General features: G+C 52.5%; 7 protein-coding genes and 2 rRNA genes. 1 reads left to right on the top strand and 8 read right to left on the bottom strand.

Annotated elements, in window-relative coordinates:
• Window positions 1–33: 33 nt before the first annotated feature.
• From argH to argB, 5 genes are all read right to left on the bottom strand, one after another.
• Window positions 34–1,452 carry an argininosuccinate lyase gene (gene argH, locus ACTUHY_RS11170; RefSeq protein ID WP_442827773.1) on the bottom strand — a complete coding sequence of 473 codons (1,419 nt, stop codon included), beginning with the start codon at window positions 1,450–1,452 and terminating at the stop codon, window positions 34–36.
• Window positions 1,452–2,672: an argininosuccinate synthase gene (locus ACTUHY_RS11175; RefSeq protein WP_442827774.1), complete on the bottom strand. Its 1,221-nt coding sequence runs from the start codon at window positions 2,670–2,672 to the stop codon at window positions 1,452–1,454. Before ACTUHY_RS11175 ends, argH begins: the two co-directional genes overlap by 1 nt.
• A 103-nt stretch (window positions 2,673–2,775) precedes the next feature.
• The gene (gene argF / locus ACTUHY_RS11180; protein ID WP_442827775.1) at window positions 2,776–3,717 is read right to left on the bottom strand and encodes an ornithine carbamoyltransferase; all 942 of its coding nucleotides are present in this window, start codon (window positions 3,715–3,717) and stop codon (window positions 2,776–2,778) included.
• An 18-nt stretch (window positions 3,718–3,735) separates the two neighbouring features.
• Complete coding sequence (locus ACTUHY_RS11185; protein ID WP_442827776.1) at window positions 3,736–4,926, bottom strand: aspartate aminotransferase family protein; 1,191 nt, start codon at window positions 4,924–4,926, stop codon at window positions 3,736–3,738.
• A 29-nt stretch (window positions 4,927–4,955) separates the two neighbouring features.
• A complete protein-coding gene (gene argB, locus ACTUHY_RS11190; RefSeq protein WP_278675172.1) occupies window positions 4,956–5,843 on the bottom strand; it encodes an acetylglutamate kinase in 888 nt (295 codons plus the stop codon).
• Window positions 5,844–6,274: 431 nt separating this feature from the next.
• Here argB and ACTUHY_RS11195 point away from each other — a divergent pair, with 431 nt between their 5' ends.
• On the top strand, window positions 6,275–7,069 hold the full coding sequence (locus ACTUHY_RS11195; RefSeq protein WP_442827777.1) for a transglycosylase domain-containing protein: 795 nt from the start codon (window positions 6,275–6,277) through the stop codon (window positions 7,067–7,069).
• A 92-nt stretch (window positions 7,070–7,161) separates the two neighbouring features.
• Here the strand turns inward: ACTUHY_RS11195 and ACTUHY_RS11200 are convergent, their stop codons facing one another.
• From ACTUHY_RS11200 to ACTUHY_RS11210, 3 genes are all read right to left on the bottom strand, one after another.
• Window positions 7,162–8,601, bottom strand: a complete 1,440-nt coding sequence (locus ACTUHY_RS11200) for a glucose-6-phosphate isomerase (protein ID WP_442827778.1) — start codon at window positions 8,599–8,601, stop codon at window positions 7,162–7,164.
• Window positions 8,602–8,850: 249 nt separating this feature from the next.
• Window positions 8,851–8,967: ribosomal RNA gene (gene rrf, locus ACTUHY_RS11205) — 5S ribosomal RNA — on the bottom strand.
• A gap of 85 nt (window positions 8,968–9,052) precedes the next feature.
• Window positions 9,053–9,169 (bottom strand): 23S ribosomal RNA (locus ACTUHY_RS11210); the annotation flags it as partial.

Raw genomic sequence — 9,169 nt, forward strand, 5'->3', positions numbered from 1 at the left:
AGAGGCTGTTGCTTACGCAACAGCCTCTCGTTTTTACATTCTGGTCTTCAATTCTTCCAGCACTTTCTTCTGTTCTGCCACTGCTTCTTTTCCCAGTTCCACCTGTTTGGCGTTGTTCTGGGGAGCCGGTCCGCCATAGCTGGTCCGGGCCGCCACGCAGTTTTCCGGTTTCAGGCATTCCAGGAGGTCCTCTTCGAACAGCGGGCACATAGCCTTGTATTCTTCCATGGTCAGCTGGCCCAGCAGTTTGTGCTCAGCAATGGCTTTGGCCACCGCCTGTCCCACTACCGCATGGGCTTTCCGGAAGGGCATCCCCTTCCGCACCAGATAGTCCGCCAGGTCTGTAGCATTGGAATAGTCCTTGTGGACCGCTTCTGCCATCCGTTCTTCGTTCACTTTGGTGGTCAGGATCATATCCCGGTACACCTGGAGAGAGAACTTCACGGTGTCAATGGTATCGAAGAATCCTTCCTTATCTTCCTGCAGGTCCTTATTGTAGGCCAGAGGAAGCCCCTTCAGAGTGGTCAGGAGAGCCATCAGATTCCCATAGACCCGGCCGGTCTTCCCCCGGACCAGTTCAGAGATGTCCGGGTTCTTTTTCTGGGGCATCATGGAAGACCCTGTAGCGAAGGCATCATCCAGCTCGACGAAGCCAAATTCCGTAGAAGACCACAGGCACATTTCCTCACTGAACCGGGACAGATGCATCATCAAAAGAGATGCGAAGCTGAGGAATTCCAACACATAATCCCGGTCACTGACTGCATCCATACTGTTCCCATACACTTGGGAAAAATGCAGTTCCTTCGCCACCTGGAACCGGTCGATGGGCAGGGTCGTCCCCGCTACTGCACCGGCCCCCAGGGGCATGATGTCCGCTCCTTCCCAGACGCCCTGGAGACGGCGGAAATCCCTCCGGAACATGTTGAAGTAGGCCAGCATATGATGGGCGAAGGTAATGGGCTGAGCCCGCTGGAGATGGGTATACCCGGGCATCAGTGTCTTCAGGTGCTTTTCTGCCATGGTCAGGAGCGCTTCTTCAAAGGCGACCAAAAGCTCCATGATTTCCGTGACTTCCCGCTTCATATACATGTGCATGTCCAGAGCCACCTGGTCATTCCGGCTCCGGGCCGTGTGGAGACGGGCTCCCGCGTCCCCGATTTTTTCAGTCAGGGCCGCTTCGATATTCATATGGATATCTTCCAGCTCTGTCTTGAACTGGAATTTCCCTTCCTGGATCTCAGCCAGGATCTCCTTCAGGCCCTTTTCAATAGCCGCTCCATCTTCTTGGCTGATGATCCCGGTATTGGCCAGCATATGGGCATGGGCCATACTGCCCCGGATATCTTCGTGATACAGTCTCTTGTCATAATCGATGGACGCATTGAACGCATCTACTAGTGCGTTGGTGTCCTTGCTGAACCGTCCACCCCATAATTTTGTCTTTGCCATTATTTCAACTTCCCTTGTTTCATCAGAGCTCTTACAGTGAGCGGCAGTCCGAACAGATTGATGAAGCCCTGGGCATCGGCCTGGTTGTACACTTCATCTTCTCCAAAAGTGACGTATTCCTTGCTGTACAGGGAATAGGGGCTGGTGCTGCCGGCAGTGATGATATTTCCTTTGTACAGTTTCATCTTCACCGTACCGGTAACAGTCTTCTGGGTTTCGTCCACAAAAGCCTGGAGAGCTTCCCGCAGCGGAGAGAACCACATGCCGTCATAGACCAGTTCCGCATAGCGGATCCCGATCTGTTCCTTGTAATTGTAGGTAGCCCGGTCCAGACACAGGTTTTCCAGTTCATTATGGGCATAATAGATGATGGCACCGCCAGGAGTTTCATACACCCCACGGTCCTTCATGCCCACCAGACGGTTTTCCACCATGTCGGCGATGCCGATGCCATTCCGCTTACCGATTTCATTCAGCGTTTCCATCATTTCCACCGGTTCCATCTTTTGGCCGTTGACGGCTACCGGAACCCCCTGTTCAAAATCCAAGGTAATGTATTCATCCTTGTCCGGAGCCGCTTCCGGTGTCTGGCTCATGATGTAGATTTCGGATTTGGGTTCGTTGGAAGGATCTTCCAGATCACTGCCTTCATGGGACAGGTGCCAGATGTTCCGGTCCATACTGTAGTCTTTTTTCTTGGTGACCGGCACTGGGATATTGTGGGCAGCTGCATAATCGATGGCGTCATCACGAGATTTGATCTGCCATTCTCTCCAGGGAGCAATGACTTTCAGCTGAGGAGCCAGGGCTTTGATGCCCAGTTCGAACCGGACTTGGTCGTTCCCCTTGCCTGTAGCCCCGTGAGCGATGGCATCCGCCCCTTCTTCCAAGGCAATCTTCACCAGATATTTGGCAATGATGGGCCGGGCAATGGAAGTTCCCAAGAGATATTTCTTTTCGTAGACGGCGCCGGATTTCACCATAGGCCAAGCATATTCTCTCAGGAATTCATCCCTCAGGTCCAGGATATACGCTTTGCTGGCCCCGGATTTGATAGCTTTATCATGGACTGGAGCCACTTCTTCCCCTTGCCCGATATCCGCCGTTACGGTGATCACTTCACAGTTGTTGTAATTTTCCTTCAGCCAGGGAATGATACAGGAGGTATCCAGGCCGCCAGAATAGGCCAGGACTACTTTTTTGATGTCTTTTTTATCCATTGCAAGTCTCTCCTTTGGTTGGGAATGCACGCCTTCCCGTCATATGTCACAGGTCATATGCCTGATGAGAGCTGTGGAGTTTACCACAGCCCTTCTTATTATTTTACAGCACAGCATCACTCATCAGCAAGGCCATGATGGCTTTCTGCACATGGAGCCGGTTCTCCGCTTCGTCGAATACAGCTGACTGAGGTCCTTCGATCACATCGTCGGTGATTTCTTCGCCCCGATGAGCTGGCAGACAGTGGAGTACCATGGCATCCGGGCGGGCCAGGTCCAATAGATGCTGGTTGATCTGATAGTCATGGAGGGCCTTCTTCCGTTCTTCCCGCTGGGACTCTTCCCCCATGCTGGCCCATACATCCGTATAGAGCACATCGGCCCCTTTGGCCGCATCTTCCATATCTTCCTGGACCGTGATGGTGGAGCCGGTGATGGCCGCGTCCATCTTGGCCTGGGCTACGATGTGGGGGTCCGGCTGGTATCCCTTAGGGCTGGCGCAGACCATATCCATGCCCACCTTAGCGCAGGCGAACATCAAGGAATGGGCCATATTGTTGCCATCTCCTACATAGACCAGTTTCCGTCCCTTAAGCACATCCTTGTATTCCAGGATGGTGAACATATCCGTCAGGGCCTGGCAGGGATGGAGCAGATCCGTCAGCCCATTGATCACCGGCACCGTAGCGTAGTCGGCTAGTTCCTTTACTGCGTCGTGAGAAAAAGTCCGGATCATGATGCCGTCCACAAAGCGGGACAGGACCCGTGCCGTATCTTTGACCGGTTCGCCCCGGCCGATCTGGGACGTAGCTTCGCTCATGTAAATGGGATGGCCCCCCAGCTGATGGAAGCCGGTTTCAAAGGACACCCGAGTCCGGGTAGAGGCTTTGGAAAAAATCATGGCCAGGGTCTTGCCCTTCAGATATTCATGAGGTTCGCCCAGTTTCTGTTTTTTCTTTAGTTTTCTGCTCACATCCAGGATGGTGGCCACTTCACCTACAGAAAGATCATGGATGGAAATCAAATCCTTGTTTCTTAAAGCCATAGTATACCCTCTTTTTTATCAGAATTCTGCCAGAAGCTCATCCAATCCCTTCAGCAGTGCGTCAATATCTTCTTTTCCGATGATCAGCGGCGGCACGAACCGCAGTACGTTCCCCGCCGTGCAGTTGATGATGAATCCTTTATCCAGGGCTCCCTGGACCAGGGAAGCCCCCGGTTTGGCCAGTTCCATACCCAGGATCAGTCCCATGCCTCGGACATCGGTCACTTTGTCCGGATGCTTACTTTTCAGGGCTTCCAGTCCCTTTTTGAAATAAGCCCCGGTTTCTGCGGCTTTCTTGTCCAACGCCAATTCCTTCATGGCCTTGATGGCCGCATAGCAAGAAGCACAGGACAGGGCGTTGCCCCCAAAAGTAGATCCGTGATCCCCTGGAGCGAACACATGGGCCAGTCTTTCCTGGACCAGGAACGCCCCCATGGGGAAGCCACCGCCGATGGCCTTTGCCAAGGTCAGCACATCCGGCTTCACCCCGCTGTGCATCCAAGCGAACCAGTACCCGGTCCGGCACACCCCGGTCTGGATTTCGTCGAAGATCAGCAGCGCATCGTGTTTTTCACACAGCTCCTTCACCTTTTCCAGATATCCGGCAGGAGGCACATGGACCCCACCCTCTCCCTGGATCGGTTCCAGCAGCACACCGCACACTTCATCATCCATAGCTGCTTCCATGGCCGTCGTATCCCCGAAAGGAACATAGACGAACCCTTCCGGCAAAGGGCTCAGCCCTTCATGGTAATGATCCTGTCCAGTGGCTGTCAAAGTTTCCATGGTGCGCCCGTGGAAAGAATCCTTAGCCGTGACAATCTTGAACTTCTTAGGATCTTTACTGTGGCCGTACTTCCGGGCCAGCTTGATAGCCCCTTCATTGGCTTCCGCCCCGCTGTTGCAGAAGAACACCCGGTCGAAGGTGGTCATTTCGCACAGCTGCTTTGCCGCTTTGGCCTGGATCTCATAATAGAACAGGTTGGACCCATGCATGATCTTGGCCGCCTGCTCACTGACCGCCTTCACCAGAGGGGGATAGGCATAACCCAGGGCGTTCACCGCGATGCCCGCCAGGAAATCCGTGTATTTGTTCCCGTCCGTATCATACAGATAAACCCCTTCCCCGTGGTCCAGAGCAATGGGGCTCCGGCCAAAGACCGGGAGATAATACTTCTCCGTGGTATCCATGATTTCTTTCGTATTCATCGTTCAGCCTCTTTTCAATGGTGTCCTGATCAGTCTCTCACGACTTCCGTGCCCACACCCTCGTCAGAGAATATCTCCTGGAGGATGGAATGTTCCTGGCGCCCGTCGATGATATGGGTCTTCACTGCACCTCCGCTGAGAGCAGAAATGCAGGCCTTCACCTTAGGGATCATCCCCCCGTCGATGCTGCCCTTCACAATCAGTTCCTGGGCCTTTTCAAAGGTCAGTGTGGACAGGAAGGTACTTTCATCCTTGTGGTCCTCGTAGATACCCTTTACGTCTGTGAGCATCAGCAGCTTTTCCGCCTTCAGGGCACCGGCCACTTCCCCGGCCACGCTGTCCGCATTGATATTATAGGTTTCCCCGTCCGGTCCGATTCCTGTAGGAGCGATCACCGGGATGTAGTCGTTTTCCAGCAGCAGGTTGATCAGGTCCGTATTCACTTTTTCCACAGTTCCCACAAAACCGATATCCACCAGGTTCACCTGGCCATTTTCGTACACATCGGCCAGATGCTTCCGGGCTTCGATGAGCTTGGCATCTTTGCCGTTGAGACCGATGGCCTTACCGCCCAGCATATTCAGCCGACGGACCAGATCCGTATTGGTCTTCCCCACTAGAGCCAGCTCGGCGATTTCCACGGTCTCTTTATCCGTTACCCGGAGACCGCTGATGAATTCCGATTTCTTTCCAGCCGCCTTCAGCATAGCGGTGATTTCCGGTCCGCCTCCGTGGACCACCACCGGACGCATGCCGGCGCAGCGGAGGAAAACAATGTCCTCCAGGACTTTATTTTTCAGATCATCGTTGAGCATAGCATTGCCGCCGTATTTTACAACCACTGTTTTTCCTTTAAAAGCGCTTAAATATGGCAGTGCTTCAACTAATATGTTCATTTCATTATTTTTGATCTGCATTGCATTTCCTCCTAATCCAATTCCTTGCGTTTTGGGATCGTGCTTCCGAAAATCGGAACCATATAGAATACGCTTGATCAGGCTATGACTTTCTTCTCGCTTTCCAAACCGCTGGCAAAGCAGAAAACGGCTCTCCCCTTTCTGGTTCTCACCACACTGCCGTCCCTCCTTTATGTTGCATTATTATACGCTTATATGCATAACAATGCAACTATTTTTTTGTTTTCCTTTGGGGAAGCCATACCCTGATATGTGCTTCCATTATAGTACGAAAGAACGGATCCCATCTACTGTTTTTCCAGAAAGAATCTGACAATTTTGTGACCGCATCTCTTTCCTTTCCTGGCTGCCTCCCAACTCCGTTTCACCGATTATCCATGGATTTTTCTCCAAGTTTCAAGTACAATGGGAAAGAAAAGGGGGAAAAACTTATGCGTAAATTGTTATGCATCCTAGTCTTGCTTGCCGGATCCTTATGCTACTATATGACCCGTCCTTCTACCATCCATGAAAAAGTCGGAGCTCCAGCAGAAAGTTCCTTCCTGCAGCCCCTGCCGGCAGGGGTCACCCAAAATCGTTTCGTCCGTGATCTCCCCCGTCCCCTCCAACTGGCCTGGCAGGGCTGGCACATCCGGGAAATCGCCCGCAGCCGGATTCCCCGGGAAGACTGGGTTCCCATCAAAGAAATATCTCCCTGGCTCCCCAAAGCCCAGGTCGCTGTGGAAGACAAACGGTTTTATTCCCACCACGGAGTGGATCCGGATGGGATCCTACGGGCCACCCTGATCAATATCCAGAACGAAGAAATGGTGGAAGGTGCCAGCACTCTTACCCAACAACTGGTAAAGAACCTGCTGCTCACTTCCGACCAGACCCTGGGACGGAAAGCTGCGGAAGCCGGCCTGGCTTTTCTAGTGGAAGCCCGGTGCAGCAAACAGGAAATCCTGGAAATGTACCTGAACACCACCTTCCTGGGTGCCGGAGCTACCGGGGTAAGGCAAGCCTCCCAGGTGTATTTCGGCCAAAGCCCTAAAAACCTGACCCTGCCCCAAGCTGCCACCCTAGCCGGTCTCCCGTATGCACCGACGGCTCTGAATCCCTACAACAACTGGCAAGCCTGCAAAAAACGGCGGAACCTGGTGCTGAACCGGATGGCAGAGCAAGGGATGATCACTCCAGAACAGCTGGAAGCTGCTTTGCAGAGTCCCTTGGGGATAGGGAAATAAAAAGGGAGTGTTGCACGCAACGTGCAGCACCCCCTTCGTCATACGTCATATACTTTATGATGGGGCTGTTGCGCAAGCAACAGCCCCATCATTCATCTCTTCTTCAATTTTTCACGCATCAGCCGTTTATAGATTTCCACCCCCGGCTGGTCATAAGCATCTACATCCGCCAATTCCCCTTCGTAAGCAATGCTCAGCATCAGGAAGTAAAACAGCTGGCCCAGATAATATTCATTCAGCTTCGGCAGGGTGTATAACGCATTGAGCCGATGATCACTGGCCAGTGCTTCTTCATTGGCTTCCATAGCCGCCTGCAGCGCATGACCGATATCCAACCCTTCATATTGGGCATATTCCTCGATATCCTGGAAAGGATTGTGGATGTGGATCCGTTCTTTCATATTGTTGATGAAGAGGAACTGGACCACCTTATCCCGACGTCCATCTTGGTGGAGTTGAGTCTGGGCGTGCATATCCGTAGTCCCGATGGCCACCACAGGAGTTCGTCCATAAAAAACGGTTTTTCCTTCCCGATCCTTCCGTTTTCCCAAAGACTCTGCCAGGAGCTGGACATACCATTCCCCCAGTGCCTTCATCCGCATGGCATAAGGCATAAAGATTTCTGTCACAGCCCCATGGTTCACGGCTCCGACATATTTCAAAGCGGCATTGAGCAGAGCTGGATTCTGATCCAAGCTGCAGCCCATACAGGCTTCGTCCATCTCCCGAGCACCTCGGAGCAGATCCTCCAGATCCATTCCCAGCACGGCAGCCACCACCAGCCCCGGTGTGGAAAAGACGCTGAAGCGTCCGCCCACGCCCACAGGAATATCGAAAACAGGCCAGGAAAATTCCCTAGCCATTCGATTCAAAGGGCCTCTTTCTTGACGTTTGTCTGTGACCACAGCTCCACTGACTTGAAAAAGATGGTCCTGTTCCTGGAGATAGCTATAGAAATGGAGAAAAGCAGCCGTAGGCTCCAATGTTGTGCCAGATTTGGAAATGGGTACCAGGAGCACACGGAGGGGCCGCTGCTGCTGGGCCTTGCTCTGCTGGGCCAGCACCATCAGATGATTCTTGACTCCATCCATATCCTCCGCATCCAGGTTATTCCCGCTGAAGAAGATCTGGGGCAGACGCTCCCGGTGACGTTTGGGCCAATATTCGCTGGTATAGCAATCGTACAGCACCTTACCCCCAAGATAAGATCCTCCCACCCCGCAGAAAATCACAGCATCTTCCCGGATCCTGACTTGTTCTCCGAACTGATTCAGTTCCTGCAGCAGTTCAGAGGTATTGGGGAAACCTTCTTTTAGATAAGGGAGGCGAGTGAAATAAACCGGTTCCGGTGTCCCGTCCTTTGAGAGATGGTTCTTGGCTTTCCCCTCTTGGCGGATTTTCTCGATTCCTTCTGCAGCCTGTTCCAACTGAGGAGCCAATACCTTCAATTCAGTCAGCTGGATCCGGTCCTTCCCCAGCATATTGGACACGTCCAAAGAAAAGCCTGATGGCAAAATGATTTTCTGCTGCATAGAATATCCGATGCTCCTTTGTCTGTTGACTAGTGTCAGTTCATATAAAAAATATCATATCATGTTCCTGAGGGGAGCGCAACCAGAAAACAGCTTCTAAAAGCCAAAAACTGGAAATCTGGGACCATCTGAGAACCCCGTGGCTCTGTCAACATCCAGTGACAAATACAAAGGGTGTGAAAAATTCACACCCCCGGTCACGGGCCGCGACAAAAAGGCCTGCATCTTTCTATGCAGGCCTTTTCTCCTAACCGGCAGCTCCCTATCCTCCCGGACCGTTTCCAGTCGAGTACTTTCGGCGTATAAGGGCTTAACTGCTGTGTTCGGCATGGGAACAGGTGGATCCCCTTAGCTATCGCCACCGGATTATGTTGCTGAAGGCATGAGCCCTCAAAACTTCATGAAGAGACGTTTCTTTGCTGTCCGGATTCCTCCGTCCAGCGGCCCGATTTAAGTCAAGCCCTCGACATATTAGTTCAGGTCAGCTTAACATATTGCTACGCTTCCACACCCTGCCTATCAACCTGGTCTTCTTCCAGGTGTCTTACCAGCTTATGCTGTGAGAGAT

Source organism: Acidaminococcus nyctereutis, from assembly GCF_052216985.1.
In the GTDB taxonomy this organism is placed as follows: Bacteria; Bacillota; Negativicutes; order Acidaminococcales; family Acidaminococcaceae; genus Acidaminococcus; species Acidaminococcus fermentans_A.

Excerpts from the sequence above, each read along its gene's own strand:
- ACTUHY_RS11195 (WP_442827777.1), top strand. The coding sequence starts at position 6,275 with ATGCGTAAATTGTTATGCATCCTAGTCTTGCTTGCCGGATCCTTATGC.
- argB (WP_278675172.1), bottom strand. The coding sequence starts at position 5,843 with ATGCAGATCAAAAATAATGAAATGAACATATTAGTTGAAGCACTGCCA.
- ACTUHY_RS11200 (WP_442827778.1), bottom strand. The coding sequence starts at position 8,601 with ATGCAGCAGAAAATCATTTTGCCATCAGGCTTTTCTTTGGACGTGTCC.
- argH (WP_442827773.1), bottom strand. The coding sequence starts at position 1,452 with ATGGCAAAGACAAAATTATGGGGTGGACGGTTCAGCAAGGACACCAAC.
- ACTUHY_RS11185 (WP_442827776.1), bottom strand. The coding sequence starts at position 4,926 with ATGAATACGAAAGAAATCATGGATACCACGGAGAAGTATTATCTCCCG.
- ACTUHY_RS11175 (WP_442827774.1), bottom strand. The coding sequence starts at position 2,672 with ATGGATAAAAAAGACATCAAAAAAGTAGTCCTGGCCTATTCTGGCGGC.
- argF (WP_442827775.1), bottom strand. The coding sequence starts at position 3,717 with ATGGCTTTAAGAAACAAGGATTTGATTTCCATCCATGATCTTTCTGTA.